We start from the raw sequence: 20,054 nt of genomic DNA, 5'->3' as shown, positions 1-20,054 counted from the left end.
CCTATCTGTTCACTATGCCCAAATTAGCATATCCACTGTACATCCGTCTTTACATTTCATGATGGTCCTTTTGCACAATGTTTATGAAGCGCATTTGCGGATATTTTACGAAAAGCGTTGAAAAATGGGGTGTTTTCCATGGAATTCAAACGTTATAATAGCAGTTGTACCTTTTGCGGCATGGACAGATGGTTAATGTATCAATAGCAAGTAAACCCGCCGGTCGATGCGACCGCAGCGGTTTGATGATATGCAATACTGAAGTCAGCAGGGGAAACGGTGCACAGTATACAACAATTTATAATCCACAGTAAGTATACGGATGCCAAAAGGAGGCTGTTATGAGCGACAACAATATGATCCGCTTTGACGGAGTAAGCAAGCGTTATGAAGATGGCACACAGGTGCTGGAGCATATCGATTTCGAGATCGAACGCGGTAAATTTTACACCTTGCTTGGACCGTCCGGTTGCGGCAAAACGACCATTTTACGTATGATCGCCGGATTCACCGAACCGAGTGGAGGTTCGATTTATTTGAACGGCAAGGTGATCAACAAAGTTCCTGCCAACAAACGTCAGGTGAATACCGTATTTCAGGATTACGCCTTATTCCCGCATTTGAATGTATTCGAGAATGTGGCTTTTGGTCTGCGTGTCAAAAAGATGAAAAAGGATGTCATCCAGACCAAGGTGAACGAAGCGCTAAAGTTCGTCAACTTGGAAGGCTATGGACAACGCGCCATTTCGGAAATGTCTGGCGGTCAACGTCAGCGCGTAGCCATTGCGCGCGCATTAGTCAACGAGCCGGAAGTGCTGCTGCTGGATGAGCCATTATCTGCACTCGACTTGAAGCTGCGTACGGAGATGCAGTACGAGCTGCGCGAAATTCAGCAGCGTCTGGGCATTACGTTTATTTTCGTAACTCATGATCAGGAAGAAGCGTTAGCGATGTCCGATTATATCTTTGTCATGAACAAAGGCAAAATCGAGCAGAGCGGTACGCCGAATGATATTTACGATGAGCCGATCAATCGCTTTGTAGCCGACTTTATCGGTGAGTCCAATATTGTACCCGGTCGCATGATCGAAGACTATGTAGTCGAATTCAACGGCAGACAATTCCGATGTTTTGATGCCGGGCTTCGCCCAGATGAAGCAATTGAAGTTGTGATTCGCCCTGAGGACTTGGAGCTGACTACCGAGGATAAGGGCAAGCTCAAAGTCCGTGTCGATACGCAGCTATTCCGCGGTGTTCACTATGAGATCAGCTGTTATGATGATTCCGGTCATGAATGGCTTGTACATTCTACCCGTAAAGCAGAACCGGGCAGTCAGATCGGGCTGGATTTTGAACCGGAAGCCATACACGTTATGCGCTTTGGCGAGAGCGAAGAAGACTACGACCGCCGTCTGGAAGGTTACGGAGAGGGCGGTGTCCATGCAGGCTAATACGCGCGCGATCTATATGCTGCCTTATTATGTATGGATCGTCCTGTTTGTTGTAGCACCCGTGGTGCTGGTTGGGTATTATTCCTTTTTTGATGTGGACGGTCATTTTACCTTTCAAAATTACCGTACCTTTTTCACACCTGTTTATTTGCAAATGACGCTCAGTTCGTTCTGGTACGCGTTTCTGGTGACGCTGTTTTCGCTGCTGATTGCGTATCCGGCAGCATATGTACTCACCCGTACCAAGCATCGGCAGCTATGGATTTTGCTGATCATTTTACCGACATGGATCAACCTGCTGCTAAAAACGTACGCGTTTATCGGTATTTTTGGCACATATGGTCCAATAAATGCACTGTTGGGCGCTATCGGCTTTGGCCCGCAGCAATTGCTGTTTAATGCATTCAGCTTTGTATTCGTATCGGTATATATTTTCGTGCCATTCATGATTTTGCCGATCTACAATGCGCTGGAAGAAATGAACCCTTCGCTGATCTCGGCAGCACGCGATCTGGGCGCATCCGGGTGGACAACGTTTCAACGCGTGATTTTCCCATTAACGATCTCCGGTGTAAAATCTGGCTGTATGGCAGTCTTTATTCCGTCGCTATCCTTGTTTATGATCACACGCCTCATCGCTGGCAACAAAGTGATTACGCTCGGTACCGCGATTGAACAGCATTTTCTAGTCACACAGGACTGGGGAATGGGTTCGACCGTTGCGGTTGTGCTCATTATTGCGATGGCGCTACTGATGCTGCTGAGCGGCAGTTTCGGACAGGAGGTGCGTCATGGGAAATAAGAATCGCTGGAGCAATCTGTATCTTGTACTCGTATTTGCTGTCCTGTACGCGCCGATTTTGTATCTCATGTATTATTCCTTCAATAGTGCCGGTAATATGCACCAGTTTGAAGGGTTTACATGGGAGTGGTATAGCGAAGTATTTCACGATACCCGTCTTATTATTATTCTGATCAATACACTGGTCATTGCGCTGCTGTCATCCACCATTGCGACCATCATTGGCATCATCGGTGCACTGGCGATTGACCGCATTCGTCGTCGTCGTTTAAAAGATACCGTATTATCGCTCAACAATGTGTTGATCGTTAGTCCAGACGTAATCATCGGTGCATCGTTTCTGATTTTGTTTACTATTGTTGGCATCAAATTAGGCTTTGCCTCGGTACTGATCTCGCATATCGCTTTCAGCATACCGATTACCGTGCTCATGATTTTGCCACGTTTGCAGGAAATGAGTCCGACTTTAGTGGATGCGGCACGCGATCTGGGTGCGAGCCGCCGCGATGTACTGACCAAAGTCATTTTGCCGTTTATCAAGCCCGGCATCTTTGCTGGCTTTTTCATGGCGTTCACGTATTCACTGGATGACTTTGCCGTCACCTTCTTTGTCACTGGTAATGGATATTCGACCCTTTCCGTTGAGATTTACTCTCGTGCGAGACAGGGGGTTGCGCTATCGATCAATGCGCTGTCCACACTGATCTTCCTGTTCACTACTGCACTGGTAGTCGGATATTACATGATCACCCGCCGTGCACAAGGACGCAGCCGTCGTCACGAAGCAGCTGCCGAAATGGGGGTGCCAAGATAAAATGAAAGCAATTAGTCGTACGTTTATTATTATTGTCGCTGCGGCACTGCTGCTGATGTATGTAGCGGGACGCCTGAATGTCAGTCAAGGCTATTCCGGCGGCAATACGCTGACCATTTATAACTGGGGCGATTATATCGATCCCGACCTGTTGACCCAATTTCAAAAAGAAACCGGCATTACTGTCATTTACCAGACGTTCGATTCCAATGAAGCGATGCTGACCAAGATTGAGCAGGGCGGCACAACATTCGATGTAGCCATCCCATCTGACTACGCCATTTCCAAAATGCGCGAAGAAAAACTGCTTCTTCCATTGGATCACAGCAAACTGCCGAATCTGAAAAATATCGATCCGTCGTTTCTGAATCTGTCATTCGATCCTGGCAACAAATACTCTGCGCCATATTTCTGGGGTACAGTTGGTATCGTCTACAATCCGAAGCTGACCAACCTCAAATTCCACAGCTGGAACGATCTGTGGAACCCTTCACTGCGTAACAATGTGCTGCTAACTGACGGCGCACGCGAAGTGATGGGGATGGCGCTGAACAGCCTTGGCTATTCGCTGAATGATACCAATGAACAGCATCTACAACAGGCGCTGACAAAGTTGAAAAAACTAACGCCAAACGTCAAAGCCATCGTTGGTGATGAGATCAAAATGCTGCTCGCCAACAACGAGGCTGCCGCCGGTCTCGTATTCTCCGGTGATGCTTCCGAGATCATGAGCGAAAATGAAGATCTGGATTACGTCGTGCCACAAGAAGGTACCAACCTCTGGTTCGACAATATGGTCATCCCAAAAACCGCAGCCAACGTTGATGCAGCGCACAAATTCATCAACTTCATGCTCGATCCAGAAGTAGCAGCTCAGAATGCAGAATACGTAGGCTATTCTACGCCAAACGATGCCGCTCTGAAGCTGCTGCCAGAAGATATCTCCGGCGACGAACGTTTCTACCCACCAAATGATCTCACCGATCGTTTGGAAGTGTACGACAATCTAGGCAAGAAAATGCTTGTTCACTATAATGAACTATTCTTACAATTCAAAATGAACAAGTAAACATGAGAGCATGTCAAAATGAACAAGTAAGCGTAAGTAGTATATTTAGGTAGATAGCCCAAATCGTATCGTTAGTTGGAGATGAAACAGTCAACTACTATACACAAACAATTACTATATAAAACCAATCTTTTCTAGTTGGTTATGACCGCTCACTGTAAATAAAAGCTTCGATACCCAAGGCGCATTCCGGTAACCAAACTACGGAATGCGTCTTTCTATTTAAATCAAGTCGATACATTTGACATAAGCATACAGGTCGCCCACAATCATTTGATCTACCTGATCTACCTGATCTACCTGATCTACCTGATCTACCTGATCTACCTGATCTACCTGATCTACCTGATCTACCTGATCTACCTGATCTACCTGATCTACCTGATCTACCTGATCTACCTGATCTACCTGATCTACCTGATCTACCTGATCTACCTGATCTACCTGATCTACCTGATCTACCAAGGGAATAAAATAACCGCTTATAAAGGTGTTGACTTGCCCAATCGATCCATGGTATAGTCTTATGTACAAGCCTTTTGCAAGCATCTGTCGTTTCCACGATGAGTCACATCATCGAGAAAAACAACTTCAAAAAAAGTTGTTGACAGTAAGCTAGCAAGGTGGTAAGATATAAGAGTTGCTGCGAGAGACAATGCAGCACACGAAAGAGCTTGATCTTTGAAAACTGAACAACGAGTGAGTGAAGAACTTAGGTTCTTCAAACAATAGAGAACAGCAATGTTCTCGCCAGCAAGAATTGAGCAAGTCAAACACTTTTATGGAGAGTTTGATCCTGGCTCAGGACGAACGCTGGCGGCGTGCCTAATACATGCAAGTCGAGCGGAATTGATGAGAAGCTTGCTTCTTTGAGATTTAGCGGCGGACGGGTGAGTAACACGTAGGCAACCTGCCCTTTAGCCTGGGATAACTACCGGAAACGGTAGCTAATACCGGATACGTTCGATGTCCGCATGGACGACGAACGAAAGACGGAGCAATCTGTCACTGAAGGATGGGCCTGCGGCGCATTAGCTAGTTGGTGGGGTAACGGCTCACCAAGGCGACGATGCGTAGCCGACCTGAGAGGGTGATCGGCCACACTGGGACTGAGACACGGCCCAGACTCCTACGGGAGGCAGCAGTAGGGAATCTTCCGCAATGGGCGAAAGCCTGACGGAGCAACGCCGCGTGAGTGATGAAGGTTTTCGGATCGTAAAGCTCTGTTGCCAGGGAAGAACGTTTTCTAGAGTAACTGCTAGAGAAGTGACGGTACCTGAGAAGAAAGCCCCGGCTAACTACGTGCCAGCAGCCGCGGTAATACGTAGGGGGCAAGCGTTGTCCGGAATTATTGGGCGTAAAGCGCGCGCAGGCGGTCATGTAAGTCTGGTGTTTAATCCCGAAGCTCAACTTCGGGTCGCATCGGAAACTGGGTGACTTGAGTGCAGAAGAGGAGAGTGGAATTCCACGTGTAGCGGTGAAATGCGTAGAGATGTGGAGGAACACCAGTGGCGAAGGCGACTCTCTGGGCTGTAACTGACGCTGAGGCGCGAAAGCGTGGGGAGCAAACAGGATTAGATACCCTGGTAGTCCACGCCGTAAACGATGAATGCTAGGTGTTAGGGGTTTCGATACCCTTGGTGCCGAAGTTAACACATTAAGCATTCCGCCTGGGGAGTACGGTCGCAAGACTGAAACTCAAAGGAATTGACGGGGACCCGCACAAGCAGTGGAGTATGTGGTTTAATTCGAAGCAACGCGAAGAACCTTACCAGGTCTTGACATCGGAATGACCGGTACAGAGATGTACCTTTTCTTCGGAACATTCTAGACAGGTGGTGCATGGTTGTCGTCAGCTCGTGTCGTGAGATGTTGGGTTAAGTCCCGCAACGAGCGCAACCCTTATGCTTAGTTGCCAGCACATCATGGTGGGCACTCTAAGCAGACTGCCGGTGACAAACCGGAGGAAGGTGGGGATGACGTCAAATCATCATGCCCCTTATGACCTGGGCTACACACGTACTACAATGGCCGGTACAACGGGAAGCGAAGCCGCGAGGTGGAGCGAATCCTAAAAAGCCGGTCTCAGTTCGGATTGCAGGCTGCAACTCGCCTGCATGAAGTCGGAATTGCTAGTAATCGCGGATCAGCATGCCGCGGTGAATACGTTCCCGGGTCTTGTACACACCGCCCGTCACACCACGAGAGTTTGCAACACCCGAAGTCGGTGGGGTAACCGCAAGGAGCCAGCCGCCGAAGGTGGGGTAGATGATTGGGGTGAAGTCGTAACAAGGTAGCCGTATCGGAAGGTGCGGCTGGATCACCTCCTTTCTATGGAGAATCGTCTTCTGCAACGAAGACATTCAAATACGAAGCGAAATGCTTCAACCCCTCTTCGCAAGAAGAGGACAAGCCGGTCGGCTTGGAACTCACTCGTTGTCAGTTTTGAAAGAGCAACCACTCTTTCAAGTTGATCCTTGAAAACTGGATACCGAAACGAAACATCGCGTTTTAGAAAACTGTTCTTACTGGACACTGTGTAAACAGGATCGGTAACGAAGAGTAATGAATAGGTTCTTCTTTTCATAAGAAGACCACCAACTAGGTTAAGCTAGTAAGAGCACACGGTGGATGCCTAGGCGCTAGGAGCCGACGAAGGACGTGGCGAACAACGATAAGGCCTCGGGGAGCTGTAAGCAAGCTTTGATCCGGGGATGTCCGAATGGGGAAACCTCACTGGATTCATCTCCAGTGACTCACATCTGAATACATAGGATGTGCAGAGGCAGACGAGGGGAACTGAAACATCTAAGTACCCTCAGGAAGAGAAAACAAGAGTGATTCCGTCAGTAGCGGCGAGCGAACGCGGAACAGCCTAAACCAAGAAGCTTGCTTCTTGGGGTTGTGGGACGTCTCTTTGGAGTGACAAAGGAATATGGTAGATGAAGAGGTCTGGAACGGCCCGCCGTAGAAGGTGAAAGCCCTGTAATTGAAAGTGTGTTCCCTCCGAGACGGATCCCGAGTAGTGCGGGGCACGTGAAACCCCGTATGAATCTGCCAGGACCATCTGGTAAGGCTAAATACTCCCTAGCGACCGATAGTGAAGCAGTACCGTGAGGGAAAGGTGAAAAGGACCCCGGAAGGGGAGTGAAATAGAACCTGAAACCGTGTGCTTACAAAAAGTCAGAGCCCTATGTTACAAACTTGTTTGTGACAGGGTGATGGCGTGCCTTTTGTAGAATGAACCGGCGAGTTACGTTCCCGTGCAAGGTTAAGGTGAGAAGCCGGAGCCGCAGCGAAAGCGAGTCTGAATAGGGCGACTGTAGTACGTGGACGTAGACCCGAAACCGGGTGATCTACCCCTGTCCAGGATGAAGGTACGGTAACACGTACTGGAGGTCCGAACCCACGCACGTTGAAAAGTGCGGGGATGAGGTGGGGGTAGCGGAGAAATTCCAATCGAACCCGGAGATAGCTGGTTCTCCCCGAAATAGCTTTAGGGCTAGCCTCGGAAGATGAGTCGCGGAGGTAGAGCACTGATTGGATGCGGGGCCCGCAAGGGTTACCAAGTTCAGTCAAACTCCGAATGCCGCAGACTTTATTCCGGGAGTCAGACAGTGGGTGCTAAGGTCCATTGTCGAAAGGGAAACAGCCCAGACCATCAGCTAAGGTCCCGAAGTGTGTGTTAAGTGGGAAAGGATGTGGAGTTGCCCAGACAACCAGGATGTTGGCTTAGAAGCAGCCACCATTGAAAGAGTGCGTAATAGCTCACTGGTCGAGTGACTCTGCGCCGAAAATGTAACGGGGCTAAACACACCACCGAAGCTATGGCTTGATGCATCGCATCAGGGGTAGGGGAGCGTTGAATGAGGATTGAAGGTGTACCGCAAGGAGCGCTGGACATCATTCAAGTGAGAATGCCGGTATGAGTAACGAAAAGATCAGTGAGAATCTGATCCGCCGAAAACCTAAGGGTTCCTGAGGAAGGCTCGTCCTCTCAGGGTAAGTCGGGACCTAAGGCGAGGCCGAAAGGCGTAGTCGACGGACAACAGGTTGAAATTCCTGTACCACCGAAAGCCGCTATGAGCAACGGGGTGACGCAGGAGGGTAGTGACGCAGGCTGATGGATGCCTGTCTAAGCAGTGAGACTTGTGTGTAGGTAAATCCGCACACTCCAAGGTCAAGCTGTGATGGGGAGCGAAATGTACAGTAGCGAAGGTCATGATCTCACACTGCCAAGAAAAGCCTCTAGCCAGGAAGCAGGTGCCCGTACCGTAAACCGACACAGGTAGGTGAGAAGAGAATTCTAAGGCGCGCGGAAGAACTCTCGTTAAGGAACTCGGCAAAATGACCCCGTAACTTCGGGAGAAGGGGTGCCCCGGTAGTGTGAATAGCACGAGGGGGCCGCAGTGAAAAGGCCCAAGCGACTGTTTAGCAAAAACACAGGTCTGTGCGAAGCCGCAAGGCGAAGTATACGGGCTGACGCCTGCCCGGTGCTGGAAGGTTAAGGGGAGTGGTTAGTCTTCGGGCGAAGCTATGAACCGAAGCCCCAGTAAACGGCGGCCGTAACTATAACGGTCCTAAGGTAGCGAAATTCCTTGTCAGGTAAATTCTGACCCGCACGAATGGCGTAACGATTTGGGCGCTGTCTCAACGAGAGATCCGGTGAAATTTTAATACCTGTGAAGATGCAGGTTACCCGCGACAAGACGGAAAGACCCCATGGAGCTTTACTGCAGCTTGATATTGAACTGGGGTGCGATTTGTACAGGATAGGTGGGAGCCTTGGAAGAGGGAGCGCAAGCTTCCTTGGAGGCGCCGTTGGGATACCACCCTGATCGCATCTGAGTTCTAACCTAGTACCGTGATCCGGTACGGGGACCGTGTCAGGTGGGCAGTTTGACTGGGGCGGTCGCCTCCTAAAATGTAACGGAGGCGCCCTAAGGTTCCCTCAGAATGGTTGGAAATCATTCGAAGAGTGCAAAGGCAAAAGGGAGCTTGACTGCGAGACCTACACGTCGAGCAGGGACGAAAGTCGGGCTTAGTGATCCGGTGGTACCGCATGGAAGGGCCATCGCTCAACGGATAAAAGCTACCCTGGGGATAACAGGCTTATCTCCCCCAAGAGTCCACATCGACGGGGAGGTTTGGCACCTCGATGTCGGCTCATCGCATCCTGGGGCTGAAGTAGGTCCCAAGGGTTGGGCTGTTCGCCCATTAAAGCGGTACGCGAGCTGGGTTCAGAACGTCGTGAGACAGTTCGGTCCCTATCTGTCGTGGGCGTAGGAAATTTGAGAGGAGCTGTCCTTAGTACGAGAGGACCGGGATGGACGCACCGCTGGTGTACCAGTTGTTCCGCCAGGAGCATCGCTGGGTAGCTACGTGCGGACGGGATAAGCGCTGAAAGCATCTAAGCGTGAAGCCCCCCTCAAGATGAGATTTCCCAAGTTAGTAAGACCCCTTGAAGACGACGAGGTTGATAGGTTGGGGGTGGAAGTGCAGCAATGCATGGAGCTGACCAATACTAATCGGTCGAGGGCTTATCCAAGATTCTAAATACGCGATGGATCGTTTCGGATTCAGTTTTCAGGTGATGAACACATCTGCACGTTTGGTGATGATGGCGGAGGGGTTCCACACGTACCCATCCCGAACACGACCGTTAAGCCCTCCAGCGCCGATGGTACTTGGACCGCAGGGTCCTGGGAGAGTAGGACGTTGCCAAGCGTATTCCCCTTAGGGGATTTTTTTTCGCCCGTAATAGGGATTAGGTATTACATTTTGATAGTATGGCCCGTTGGTCAAGGGGTTAAGACACCTCCCTTTCACGGAGGTAACAGGGGTTCGAATCCCCTACGGGTCATTAGATGGAGACTTAGCTCAGCTGGGAGAGCATCTGCCTTACAAGCAGAGGGTCGGGGGTTCGATCCCCTCAGTCTCCACCATCTAGATTTTCCTTTTTCAACGACGCGGGGTGGAGCAGTCCGGTAGCTCGTCGGGCTCATAACCCGAAGGTCACAGGTTCAAATCCTGTCCCCGCAATGATGGAACCGTGGTGTAGGGGTTAACATGCCTGCCTGTCACGCAGGAGATCGCGGGTTCAAATCCCGTCGGTTCCGCCATTTTCACTTTTGGTTTTCGGATGGAAAGCGGAAATGGACTGAGAAGTACAAGCAAGATGCGGACGTGGCTCAGCGGTAGAGCATCGCCTTGCCAAGGCGAGGGTCGCGGGTTCGATTCCCGTCGTCCGCTCCATTTGCGCCCTTAGCTCAGCTGGATAGAGCGTTTGACTACGAATCAAAAGGTCAGGAGTTCGAATCTCTTAGGGCGCGCCATTTTATTGTAACGGGATGTAGCTCAGCTTGGTAGAGCACCTGGTTTGGGACCAGGGGGTCGCATGTTCAAATCGTGTCATCCCGATTGTATAGAGGAATACGGAATAAAAAGCACTTTTATGAGAAGAATTGTTGATTGTATACACAGTCTCTTTTCTCATAAAGGTGCTTTTTTATTTGGGCTTGTTTTGTTTCGACCTTTTTTGTTGCACGTTGTTATTCGATTTTCATTTGTTTAATGGGACGCAGTTATTATTTAATGTTTGGCGTTGCGAGTTAATTTGTTTAGGTTAGGATGGGCTATTTGTATTGAGATTAGATATTTCGAAGATAAACTTATTCGGGATAGAGGGATAGAGGGATAGAGGGATAGAGGGATAGAGGGATAGAGGGATAGAGGGATAGAGGGATAGAGAGTTGTGAGAGAGGAAGCTGTAGAAATTCATGGTTTTAGGTGCTTTCGTTTAGAGTATCGTTGCTTACAAAGTTTACAAACACCTTAAAAACACGAACCTTATTACTTGAATTTCTGTATTGTTCTTAGTAAGCGTTTACATGATAATGTGGATATTCGGCTAAACGATTATACATGGTTTAATCAAACAGATATTCATCAAAGGGGATGAACACAGATGGTGGTAAAGACAGGCAGACTTTTATCATTGGTAATGGCAGGAGCATTGACGTTGGGATTGGCCGCTTGTGGGAACAGCGATTCTGGCAGTCAAGGTGCCAGCAGTACAGGAACGGGGACGAGCGGCGAGAAAGTGACGATTACGTTCCAAAATATTTATCCAGATCCAACGACACCGACGTACAAAATGATTCGTCAGATTGTGGATCAATATCAGAAGGATCATCCGAATATTGAGATTGCACTGGATACACTCAATACCGATCAGCAGAAGTTGAAACTGAAAACACAGGCAGCTTCGCGCGAGATTCCTGATATCACGATCGTGAATCCGGCTGCACAGATGAAGCCTTATATAGATGCTGGTTTGCTGGCACCGTTGGACGATATTCTCGATCAGGACGGCCTTCGTGATACATATCAAAAGGGCCTGCTCGATTATTACAGCAAGGACAACAAAGTATACGCATTGCCGGATGGGAATAATATCGAGGTAGGTTATTACAATAAAGCGCTGTTTGAAAAAGCGGGTATTGCTGCACCACCGACTACATTTGACGAGTTGCTACAGGATGTAGGCAAGTTGAAAGTGGCAGGGATTACGCCGATTGCGATCGGGGAGAAAGATTCTTGGACAGGTTCGTTTTTGTTCATGAACATCTTGCTGCGTACGAACGGTGGGCCGGGCTTCTTGCAGGATGTTGCAGATGGTAAGAAGACGTTTAACGATCCTGCGTTTACTGAAGCGGTGGAGGCGTTTGAGAAGCTGGTACAGGCGGGAGCATTCCCGGATGGTGCAACTTCGATTGATGCGACAGCAGGCGGTAATATGTTCCGTACAGGGCAGGCGGCAATGTTCTTTATCGGTACGTGGGAGACGGGGGCGAATGATTCGTCTACAGTCGGCAAGGATGTCGGAGTGTTCAAGTTCCCGACTGTTAATGGCAAAGGCGATCCGGATCAATACATGCTAGCGCCGGGTAGTGCGTTTGCAGTGTCTGCAAATAGTGAGCATTTGACGGAAACGAAGGATTTCTTGAAGTATTTTGCGACTCAGTATCCGAAGGTGTCGTTTGATTTGAAAAATGCGGTAGGTATTGGTCAGAAAGTGGATGGCGACTTCAAAGCAGCGGGTTACTCTCCACTGGCGATTGAAGTGCTGGATCTGTTCAAAAATATCAAAGGCGGCGATTTGTCGTTTGATAATACGATGAATCCGGCGGTATCGCAGGTGCATTTGAGCAGTATTCAAAACCTGTTTGTACAGCAGGTCGATCCGAAGCAAGTGGCTGAGGAGCATCAGGCAGCATTTGAAGCAAACCCGAATTGATGAGGTAAGAGTTGGACGATAATGGAATCGAATCTGAACTAGTGAAGTGAAAATTGGGTAGCACTTGAATTCAATCTGAATTGAGGAAATGAGTGCTGTAGGGTCACTTGCAATACTTATTTTGGATTTGAATTAGAAGTAATCAGCCAAATGATTTACAAAGATGAACGGTGAGGTTAGTAGTTCATACTTTATCGACTTCGATCGCGATCCGTTGAGTGAAAATGAATAGGCGCAAGTGGAAAAAATGACAGGGGCGCCGGTTGCGTCCCTGTCATTTTTAAGAAGTACTGATGATGCTTAACAAGGATATAGAAAAAGGAGGGGGAGCAACCATGAATGTACTCAAGGTGCCAGCGCGGACGATTGCGGTGTTTGTGTTGCCTTGTTTGTTGTTGTATATCGGGACGGTGTTTGTGCCGATTCTGGTTTCTTTTTATACGGCGACGTTGGATTGGAATGGGATTGGGGATGCGAAATTTGTAGGACTGGCGAACTTCCATACGCTACTTTTTGCGGACAATAACTTTTGGCCATCGGTGAAGCGGACGGTGATGTATGCAGTCTTCTCGATGATTGAGATTCCGTTTTGTCTGTTATTTGCGATTTTGTTGAATCGGTATGTGCGTAAGGGAAATCGGCTGGTGACGATTTATTTTGTACCTGTCATTCTGTCGAACGTTATTCTCGGTCAGCTGTGGAAAACGATCTACAATCCGACTTCGATGGGCGGGATGTTGAACGGGATTCTGGTACAGTTGGGATTGGAGAATTGGACGCACAGCTGGTTAACAGAGCCAGCGTATGCGATGTACGCTCTGTATTTTGTATCGTTGTGGCAGTATTTTGGATATCATCTGTTGATTCAGTTTACCGGGGTACAGAATATTCCCGATGAGATTTATGAAGCAGCGAAAATTGATGGTGCGGAAGGATTTAAGGCGGATCGGTATATTACATTTCCGATGATTGTGCCTATTTTCAAAATCTCAATTGTACTGGCATTTATCGGCTCGCTGCAAGCGTTTGAACTGGTGATGGTTATGACGGGCGGGGGCCCCGCACACGCAACGGATACGATTGCGACGCATATGTACAATATGTCGTTCTTATCTCAGAAATATGGATACGGCAGTGCAGTGGCGACGTTCTTGGTCGTATTCTGTCTGATCATTACGGTAGTGATTAATTTTATCTTTAACCGGATTGAACGTAAAGTGACCTGAGGAGAGGAGCATATACGATGGTAAAAGTGAAAAAAGGGTTTGTCTATCTGCTCTTCGCCGTTCTGGTCGTTACGCAGATCTATCCGTTGTTCTGGCTGCTCATGTACTCGCTGAAAACGAATGAGGAGATTTTGAGCGGCAGTTTCTTTTCGTTTCCGAAGATTCCGCAATGGCATAATTATGCGGAAGCCTATACGTCGGGCAGTTATCTCAAGTATCTGGGCAACAGTGTGCTGGTGACGGGTGTGACGCTAGTTGCGGTGATTTTGCTTAGTGCGATGACGGCGTATGCGATCTCACGATTTAAGTGGAAGTACGGACCGTATGTGATGCTGCTATTTTTGCTAGGAATGATGATTCCGATGCAGGCAACACTGCTGCCGCTGATGATTATTTTCAAAAACCTGCATCTGCTGGATACACGCTGGGCGATTATTATTCCGTATACGGCATTTGCGCTTCCGATCGCGGTGTTTATTCTGAGCGGATTTATGCGAGCAATTCCGACGGATATTGAGGAGTCGGCGTTTATTGATGGGGCGAGTGTATATCGGATTTTCCGTAGTATTATTTTGCCGATTTCGATGCCGCCGGTAATGACGGTGTGTATTTTGACTTTTATTAATATTTGGAACGAGTATATTGTGGCGGCGACGTTTATCTCGTCAGAGAATCTCAAGACGCTGCCGTTTGGGGTGTACACGTTTGTGAGCCAGTATTCGGTCAATTATGGTAATATCGGGGCGTTTCTGATTATGGGTGCGTTGCCGGTTATTATTATCTACTTTATCCTGTCGGAGCGGATTACGAAAGGTATGGTTGCGGGAGCTGTTAAAGGATAGGTTGATGTTGAACGTAATACGCTGGGTGGATCAACGGTCGTTCCAAGGTGTTTGTTCTAAGGTATTCGCTTTAAGGTGTTTGCTCTAGAGTATTCACTCTAAGCTGTTTACTCTAAGCTGTTTACTCTGAGGTTTTGACTCTAGGATGTTTATTATTGGATTATGAAGTTTTTTGAAGGATTGTTCAAAGGACGATCAGATGGAGAAGTACGTATATGCTGTTAAAGTGTTATGAGTTATGCGTAGCATATGCTGTAGATTGTATCGTTCTCATGTAAGCACAATTATATATTATTTTGTAAAATAAACCCTCTGATGTCATGTAGTCTGGTATGATTTGGAGATGAGGGGACAGGTTGTGGGCGACAGGTGCGGAGCAGAGGGAATGAGCTTCCGCTGCTGTCGCTGTTTGACTTGTAAGAGACGGTTTGGTGTGGATTAATGTAGCCGGGAATTGGGATTATGAGCGAGTGGGCTTCTGTGAAACCAATCGCGGAGGGACATCAACAGAGTACACGTATGAAGTTGTGGATTGGCGTGAAAAGAGTAGACTTTTGAAGTGTACAGTTTAACAATTGAGGTTGAATGTTGAATGTTGAATGTTGAATGTTGAATGTTGAATGTTGAATGTTGAATGTTGAATGTTGAATGTTGAATGTTGAATGTTGAATGTTGAATGTTGAATGTTGAATGTTGAATGTTGAATGTTGAATGTTGAATGTTGAATGTTGAATGAAAAAGGTGACAGTTAGGTGCTGAGTAGACGGTTTATGGGGGAGGGGTTGGTGTGCCGCGCAGGTTTCGGTCGATTCATCATCGGTTGTTTGTGCTGTTCTTGGTATGTATGACGGCGATTTTGTTGATTGTGACGGTGTTGTTTTATAACCGGGCGACGACGCAGTTTCATGATAAGCTGGGCGAGATTGCTCGTAAAAATGTATCGCAGACGGCAGGGCTGCTGGATCTGCTGCTCGCCAGTTATGACAGTCTGTCCAAGTCGATCAGTACGAATGCGGATATTGTGCGGCTGGTGGCGGAGAAACGGATATTGCCGCCGCAGGTGGAGTATGTGAATCAGCACAATATTACGAATATGATGGGTGCGATTTATTTTTCCCGTGACGATCTGGTCGGTATTCATATTATCGGGGAGAACGGCAAAATCTACGATTACGGCAATTATACAACTGTGACTGATCCCAATTATGCTTCATCCGACTGGTATAAGCAGATTCATGCATCGACTGGCAAAATGGTGTGGCTCGGTGTGTTCTCACATTCGCTGATTGATACGATGGAGGATTCGCCGGTATTTGCGTTTGGGCGTCCGATCTTCGATCTGAATGAGCAGCATCAGATTGGGATTGTTCTGTTTGAGGCGAAGGCGGATACGGTTGTGGCTGCGGTCAACAATCTGAAGCTGGGACCGAACAGCAAGGTGAATATCGTGAATGGCACCGGTCAACCGGTAGCAATCTCGCTAGAGCCGAACCCGCAGCCTGCACGTCTGCCAGAGCATCTGGAGCTGCCGGATATTCCGGGCGAAGTGACGGTGCGGCAGGATGGAACGACACTGGTGGCAGCTTCGCGGCTGGATAAAATCGATTGGACGATTGTAAGTACGACACCATCGCAGGATCTGAATGTGGAGCTGGCGCAGACGAAGCGGTATTTATTCATTGTGGTGACGATTTTGCTGTTGTTCTCGGCGTTAGTGGCGTTGATTGTGTCGCGCACGATTTCTTCGCCGCTCGGTCGACTGGTACGGCAGATGAAGCAGGTGGAGAACGGGAATTTTCACGGGATGGTCAATGTGACGTCGTATGAGGAGATTAACGGGTTGGTGGATTCGTTTAACCATATGGTTCGGCGGGTGGAGGAGCTGATTGAGCGGGTGAAGCTGTCCACGGTGAGTGAGAAGAATGCCGAGCTACATGCGCTGCAATCGCAGGTGAATCCGCACTTTCTGTATAATACGCTGGATATGATCTACTGGATGCTCGATGAAAAGGGCAATGATCGGTTGGGCGAGGTGGTGCTGTCGTTATCGCAGATGTTCCGATACAGCAGTCACTGGGAAGGCAATGCAGAGGTGACGCTGCGCGAGGAAGTGGAGCAGATTCGGCATTATTTGACCATTATTCAGATGCGACTTGAGGATCGGCTGACGGTGGAGATTGTCATTGATGAACGATGGCTGGATCTGATCGTGCCCAAAATGCTGTTACAACCAGTGATCGAGAATGCGGTCAAGCATGGGCTGGAGGCACAGCGGGAACAGGGTCATTTGCTCGTGAAAGCGGTGCCGGATGAGAAGTATCTGAATATCCGTGTGCAGGATGACGGGGCGGGAATGACGCCAGAGACGCTGAATCGGTTGCGTCGTTCTCTGCATTTGCCGGATCAGCAACAGGATTCGCATGGTGACGATGGAATGACGGTAGCGAAGCTTCGTCAGGGCATTGGGATGCAAAATGTACATCAGCGGCTGAAATATATGTTTGGCGAGCAATACGGAATTGGGATTGAGAGCAGGGTTGGTCAAGGGACAACGGTTACGCTGCGGCTGCCTTTGCCAGTAGAATGGTCGGCGCCAGCGTTGGCAGCCGATTCGTATGAATATAATGATGGTACGGTGAATCGCAGCAATAAAGCTGAGCCAGATCATAAGAGCGCAGGCAGTTACAGTAACAACATCGAGTGAGATGATAGCAGCGAATGATGTGGAACTAACTCAAACGTGCGATACGGAGCTAGCTACAGAGAAGAAGTAATGGATCGGAAATATCATGAAGGAGGACAGAATCATGCATATTTTGATCACTGACGATGAGAATTTTATACGGGAAGGTATCAAGCGGACGATTCGCAATGCATTTCCGCAATATGATGTGCATCTGGCAGCATCGGCAGAGGAAGCAGTGGAGCTGATGAGCCGTTACCAGATGGATGTAGTGCTGACAGATATTCTGATGCCCGGCATCAATGGGCTGGAGCTGATGCGTATCTCCCGCAATAAGCAGCCGCAGGCAAAATGGGTTGTCATCTCGGCGCATTCCGAATTCAGTTATGCGCAGCAGGCGGTGCATCTGGGCGCACGCGATTATTTGCTCAAGCCAATTGGTAAAACAAAGCTGACCGAGCTGATGCAGACACTGACGGCGGAAATTGTGCAGGAGCGCAATCATGTGCAGGAAGAGGAGACGCTGCGTGAAGGGCTACATTATTTGCGCGAGGCGGCATTTCAACGGTTGGCGGCGGGGCTGAGTGTCGGTAAGATTAGTTTGGAGCCATTATTGGACGATTACCCGGAGTATTATCTGATCTCTGCCGAATTGGAGCAGGGTGGGAATCATGGTCCGTTGGAGCATTTTATTGTAGAAAATGTACTCACCGAGCTGATGCAGGAGTACGGGCGCGGCTTTGTGGTGAGTTTGGATCGGCATAGCCTGCTAGGGTTGGTATCGCTGCGTGCAGATGTGTGCATAGAGGAATTGCAGGAGCGGATTGTGGAACAGTTGCAGCGTTGCTTGAAAACGCAATCATTGTATACGGTGCATTCTGGTCCGCATCGCGGGTTTGAACAGGTGGCGGAAAAGGTAAAGCAATTGCGTCATCGCCCAGCTGTCGCTATGTATGAGCAGCCGGAGGGCAAAAGTAGCGATACAGCAATTCGGATGGCGCTGCAATATATTCAGGCGCATTTTCAAGAGGAATTATCGCTGGAAAAGGTGGCGGCGGTGGTGTTTTTGAATCCGGTGTATTTTAGCCAGCTGTTCAAGCAGAAGACGGGGCAAGGGTATAAAGAATATGTGATCTCGCTGCGTCTGGATCAGGCGCGGGAACTACTGCTGAACCCACATCTGCGGCTGGTGGATATTGCGGAGCAGATCGGGTATGGGAGTGTGCGACATTTTACACAGGTATTTCGGAAAAAGTATATGCTCACGCCGACGGAATATCGGCAGCAGCAACATGTACTGGAGCATTGAGTGTGAATGGGAATTGATGGTGTGAAGTGGAGTCGCGTATGTGCATCGTCATCATCTGTGAATACGCGAAAAAACTCATCCTGCGGCGGTGTACCAAGGGTGAGTTTTTCGCATAATGTGGAGAAGAGAGTACTTGATCAGTGTAATGGATTTGGTCAGCGGTGAACTGGAAGGGAACGAATGAGTGAATCAGTATGCGAGTCCGACCCGATAGCCAATATAGCGATCATCATGCAATTGCTGATAGGTAAAATAAGCTGTATCTCCGGTCGAGATTTGTTTACCACCATCCGGCAACATGTCGCGCTCTACTCGGTAGCCGCCTGTATATTCGCCGTCCGGCAAATAGGTCGGGCAGACGATCGTCCATTGTAGAGAGGACTTGTGCAGCCATTCATACACTTTGCGGTGTTCCTCGGCAGCACGGGTGCTACGCTGCCTTGATTCGGTGGTTTCGTAGCGATAGCGGTCAGCGGCGGTACGACTTTGCAAAATGCCAGCGGTGCCGATGGTGATCAGTCGAGTAATGGATTGCTGCTGCATAAGTGGAATTAACGTATTCATCGTCACAGTTAATGCATCGGACTTGTCAGTACCGATGGCGCTAATCACTGCATCTGCTCCATTCAAAGCAGCAAACAGATGGGTACTATTACGCGTATCGCCAGTCAATAGATGCAAACGTGCATCGTTGCTGCGTATCCCATCTGCTGTAGGCGTGACCGTCTCGATCATATTGGCAAAAGAAGGCGGCAACAGCTCCCTTTCGTCACGAATCGGCACTCCTTGCTGATCCAGCGAAGGAATGTCGGTCGTAAACAGTTGCTCCTGCAAGCGTTCGGGAGAACGCACCAGCACGGTAACATCATGTCCAGCACGTAGCAAATACTGCAAGATAAGCCGACCCGTACGACCGGTGGCACCGAGTAAGGCAATATTCATATTCCATTCCTCCCACGAAATGCGTATGTCACGTCCGTATTGTGCGTATCCGTATAGGAAGGCATCCTGTGTATGTTGCGAATTCGCTCACTATCATGAAGCGAAACGTAAGTGGACAACAGGATTATTCAGCGTCTTGCCAGTGCTGTTCGCAAAATGCTGCCAGTTCGCTCTCTTCATCATCTTCCAGATCAAATTCGAGCAGACGATCGGTCCCCTTTTCGACAAGATCGTATGTGACCAGCTTGCCCTGTTTGTCTTCTACGCGATAAACGGCGCGAATATATACACCGTTCGGTGTGTACAGATCGTCCTCTGCATCCACATCCAGATCGATTCTGAACTCATAACGCTTGCCGGATAAAATGCCGAACGGATCGCGAATCCATTCCACCTGATAACTTGTCATGTCCATAGCTATATACCTCCTGCGCAGACGAAGCTGCACTTATGTCAAAGTGATTGTGCCTTTGCGCATCTTCTCAGCCGCGCAGTGCCTGCTCTATTATAGCATGGTTGTAAACAGGGGATGAAGAGGTGAACAAAATGGCGAATGTAGCGATCCATTTTATTACATAGGCTGCTGGATAGTTTCTTTATGCTTCCTATTCGATCCG

The 20,054-nt window shown here is 48.7% G+C and carries 12 protein-coding genes, 7 tRNA genes and 3 rRNA genes; 19 read left to right on the top strand and 3 right to left on the bottom strand.

Annotated features, from left to right (window positions below; translation table 11 throughout):
• Nucleotides 1–341 precede the first annotated feature (341 nt).
• From ACDE64_RS22510 to ACDE64_RS22495, 4 genes are read left to right on the top strand one after another with little or no spacing between them, the layout of a single operon-like run.
• Nucleotides 342–1,451 carry an ABC transporter ATP-binding protein gene (locus tag ACDE64_RS22510; protein WP_411344284.1) on the top strand — a complete coding sequence of 370 codons (1,110 nt, stop codon included), beginning with the start codon at nucleotides 342–344 and terminating at the stop codon, nucleotides 1,449–1,451.
• Entirely contained in the window at nucleotides 1,441–2,253 is an 813-nt protein-coding gene (locus tag ACDE64_RS22505) for an ABC transporter permease (protein WP_411344283.1), read from the top strand. The genes ACDE64_RS22510 and ACDE64_RS22505 overlap by 11 nt, the downstream gene beginning before the upstream one ends.
• Nucleotides 2,243–3,067, top strand: a complete 825-nt coding sequence (locus tag ACDE64_RS22500) for an ABC transporter permease (protein WP_411344282.1) — start codon at nucleotides 2,243–2,245, stop codon at nucleotides 3,065–3,067. Before ACDE64_RS22505 ends, ACDE64_RS22500 begins: the two co-directional genes overlap by 11 nt.
• A 1-nt stretch (nucleotide 3,068) precedes the next feature.
• Nucleotides 3,069–4,136, top strand: coding sequence for an ABC transporter substrate-binding protein (locus tag ACDE64_RS22495; protein WP_411348376.1), 1,068 nt, complete (start codon nucleotides 3,069–3,071; stop codon nucleotides 4,134–4,136).
• Between the two features lie 222 nt (nucleotides 4,137–4,358).
• Here the strand turns inward: ACDE64_RS22495 and ACDE64_RS22490 are convergent, their stop codons facing one another.
• Complete coding sequence (locus tag ACDE64_RS22490) at nucleotides 4,359–4,601, bottom strand: hypothetical protein (RefSeq protein ID WP_411348375.1); 243 nt, start codon at nucleotides 4,599–4,601, stop codon at nucleotides 4,359–4,361.
• A 313-nt stretch (nucleotides 4,602–4,914) separates the two neighbouring features.
• On the opposite strand from ACDE64_RS22490, the gene ACDE64_RS22485 reads away from it, so the two are divergent.
• From ACDE64_RS22485 to ACDE64_RS22415, 15 genes are all read left to right on the top strand, one after another.
• A 16S ribosomal RNA gene (locus tag ACDE64_RS22485) occupies nucleotides 4,915–6,467 on the top strand.
• 273 nt (nucleotides 6,468–6,740) lie between these two features.
• Nucleotides 6,741–9,684 (top strand): 23S ribosomal RNA (locus tag ACDE64_RS22480).
• Nucleotides 9,685–9,746: 62 nt separating this feature from the next.
• Nucleotides 9,747–9,863, top strand: a 5S ribosomal RNA gene (gene rrf, locus ACDE64_RS22475).
• Together the 16S, 23S and 5S rRNA genes with 7 tRNA genes alongside form the textbook arrangement of a ribosomal RNA operon.
• Nucleotides 9,864–9,927: 64 nt before the next feature.
• A tRNA-Glu gene (locus tag ACDE64_RS22470) sits at nucleotides 9,928–9,999 on the top strand.
• 6 nt (nucleotides 10,000–10,005) lie between these two features.
• A tRNA-Val gene (locus ACDE64_RS22465) sits at nucleotides 10,006–10,081 on the top strand.
• 23 nt (nucleotides 10,082–10,104) lie between these two features.
• Nucleotides 10,105–10,178, top strand: a tRNA-Met gene (locus ACDE64_RS22460).
• 4 nt (nucleotides 10,179–10,182) lie between these two features.
• Nucleotides 10,183–10,258 (top strand) — tRNA-Asp (locus ACDE64_RS22455).
• Nucleotides 10,259–10,316: 58 nt separating this feature from the next.
• Nucleotides 10,317–10,391, top strand: a tRNA-Gly gene (locus ACDE64_RS22450).
• A 3-nt stretch (nucleotides 10,392–10,394) separates the two neighbouring features.
• Nucleotides 10,395–10,471, top strand: a tRNA-Arg gene (locus ACDE64_RS22445).
• Nucleotides 10,472–10,482: 11 nt separating this feature from the next.
• Nucleotides 10,483–10,556, top strand: a tRNA-Pro gene (locus tag ACDE64_RS22440).
• Between the two features lie 547 nt (nucleotides 10,557–11,103).
• Nucleotides 11,104–12,435, top strand: a complete 1,332-nt coding sequence (locus ACDE64_RS22435; protein ID WP_411348374.1) for an extracellular solute-binding protein — start codon at nucleotides 11,104–11,106, stop codon at nucleotides 12,433–12,435.
• Between the two features lie 335 nt (nucleotides 12,436–12,770).
• Nucleotides 12,771–13,661, top strand: coding sequence for a carbohydrate ABC transporter permease (locus tag ACDE64_RS22430; protein ID WP_411344278.1), 891 nt, complete (start codon nucleotides 12,771–12,773; stop codon nucleotides 13,659–13,661).
• Nucleotides 13,662–13,678: 17 nt separating this feature from the next.
• Complete coding sequence (locus tag ACDE64_RS22425) at nucleotides 13,679–14,503, top strand: carbohydrate ABC transporter permease (RefSeq protein WP_411344277.1); 825 nt, start codon at nucleotides 13,679–13,681, stop codon at nucleotides 14,501–14,503.
• A gap of 787 nt (nucleotides 14,504–15,290) precedes the next feature.
• Entirely contained in the window at nucleotides 15,291–17,207 is a 1,917-nt protein-coding gene (locus ACDE64_RS22420) for a sensor histidine kinase (protein WP_411348373.1), read from the top strand.
• Nucleotides 17,208–17,310: 103 nt separating this feature from the next.
• A complete protein-coding gene (locus ACDE64_RS22415; RefSeq protein WP_411348372.1) occupies nucleotides 17,311–18,495 on the top strand; it encodes a response regulator in 1,185 nt (394 codons plus the stop codon).
• A 189-nt stretch (nucleotides 18,496–18,684) separates the two neighbouring features.
• Here the strand turns inward: ACDE64_RS22415 and ACDE64_RS22410 are convergent, their stop codons facing one another.
• Together ACDE64_RS22410 and ACDE64_RS22405 are read right to left on the bottom strand one after the other, a co-directional pair.
• Complete coding sequence (locus ACDE64_RS22410) at nucleotides 18,685–19,437, bottom strand: NAD(P)H-binding protein (RefSeq protein ID WP_411348371.1); 753 nt, start codon at nucleotides 19,435–19,437, stop codon at nucleotides 18,685–18,687.
• A 124-nt stretch (nucleotides 19,438–19,561) separates the two neighbouring features.
• Nucleotides 19,562–19,852 (bottom strand): DUF6509 family protein, encoded by a 291-nt coding sequence (locus ACDE64_RS22405; protein ID WP_411344273.1) that lies wholly within the window; start codon nucleotides 19,850–19,852, stop codon nucleotides 19,562–19,564.
• Nucleotides 19,853–20,054 lie beyond the last annotated feature (202 nt).

It is taken from the genome of Paenibacillus sp. WLX2291, from assembly GCF_046603665.1.
GTDB lineage: Bacteria > Bacillota > Bacilli > Paenibacillales > Paenibacillaceae > Saccharibacillus.
This window is presented reverse-complemented; position numbering and strand designations above follow the sequence as displayed.